Origin of the sequence: Streptomyces sp. MK37H, assembly GCF_018035285.1 — a bacterium.
Lineage (GTDB): Bacteria > Actinomycetota > Actinomycetes > Streptomycetales > Streptomycetaceae > Streptomyces > Streptomyces endocoffeicus.
In genome coordinates, this window is record NZ_JAAAYH010000854.1 from 1 (window position 1) to 1,383 (window position 1,383).

Sequence of the window (1,383 nt, forward strand, 5' to 3'; positions counted from 1 at the left end):
CATGCGGGCACTCACCGCCCAGGGCGTCACCAGGTTCCTGGAGGTCGGCCCCGACGGTGTGCTGTCCGCGATGGCGCGGGACTGCCTGACGGAGGACCAGACCGCGGCCTCGGCCGTGGTGCCGGTGCTGCGCAAGGACCGTCCCGAGGCCCAGTCGCTGACGATGGCGCTGGCCGAACTCCACGTCCACGGAGCCTCGGTGGAGTGGGAGTCGGTCGTCGCCGGGCGCGGGGCGCGCATGGTGGAGCTGCCGACGTACGCCTTCCAGCGCGAGCGGTACTGGCCCGAGGTGTCCCTCTCCCTGAGTGGCTGGGACACGTCGGCCGCCGCGGACTCGGTGGACGCCCGGTTCTGGGAAGCGGTCGAGCGCGAGGACCTCGAAGCGCTCGCCGAGACGCTCGACGTCGACGGCGAGACGCCGCTGAGCGCGGTGCTGCCCGCGCTGTCCATGTACCACCGCAACCGGCGCGACCAGTCCACGATCGACAACTGGCGCTACCGGGTGGCGTGGAAGCCGGTTCCGGACGCGGCCGGTGGGTCGCTGTCGGGGACGTGGCTGGTGGTGGTCCCGGCGGCCCGTGCCGGGGACGAGCTGGTGGCGGAGGTCGTCTCCGGGCTCGAGCGGCACGGCGCGGATGTGGTGTCACTGGTCGCCGATGAGCGGGACCTGGACGCCGAGGCGCTGGGGGAGCGGCTGCGTGGGGCGATCGCCGACACGCCCGCACTGGGCGGCGTGTTGTCGCTGCTCGCCCTGGACGAGGAGCCCTGCGCGGGGCACTCCGCGCTCTCCAGCGGTCTCGCCCTGACGCTGACCCTGGTACGGGCCATGGCGGACACCGGCATCGAGGCTTCGCTGTGGTGCGGTACCCGCGGTGCCGTGTCGGTGGGCCGCTCCGAACGGCTCAGCCACCCGACGCAGGCGATGGTGTGGGCGCTGGGCCGGGTGGCCGCGCTGGAGCTGCCGCAGCTGTGGGGCGGTCTGGTCGACCTGCCCGAGTCCCTGGACGAGCGTGCGGTCGCGCGGCTGGCCGGTGTGCTGTCCGCCGAGGCCACCGAGGTCGCCGAAGACCAGGTGGCGGTGCGCGGTTCGGGGGTGTTCGCACGTCGTCTGACGCGGTCGGCCGCCCCCGCGGCCGACGGGACGACGTGGCGGGCGCGTGGCACGGTGCTGGTGACCGGTGGTACGGGTGCGCTGGGCGGTCAGGTGGCCCGCTGGCTGGTGCGCAATGGCGCCGAGCACCTGGTGCTGACCAGCCGTCGTGGCATCGAGGCGCCGGGCGCGCCCGAGCTGCGCGAGGAGCTGGAGACCCTGGGGGCCCGGGTGACCGTGGCGGCCTGCGATGTGGCCGACCGCGAGCAACTGGCCGCTGTGCTGGACGCCGT

At 74.4% G+C, this 1,383-nt stretch carries 1 protein-coding gene; it reads left to right on the top strand.

Annotated elements, in window-relative coordinates; translation table 11 throughout:
- Window positions 1–1,383, top strand: a 1,383-nt coding sequence (locus tag GWI24_RS44415; protein ID WP_210951669.1) for an SDR family NAD(P)-dependent oxidoreductase, incomplete at both ends; no start/stop codon positions are given.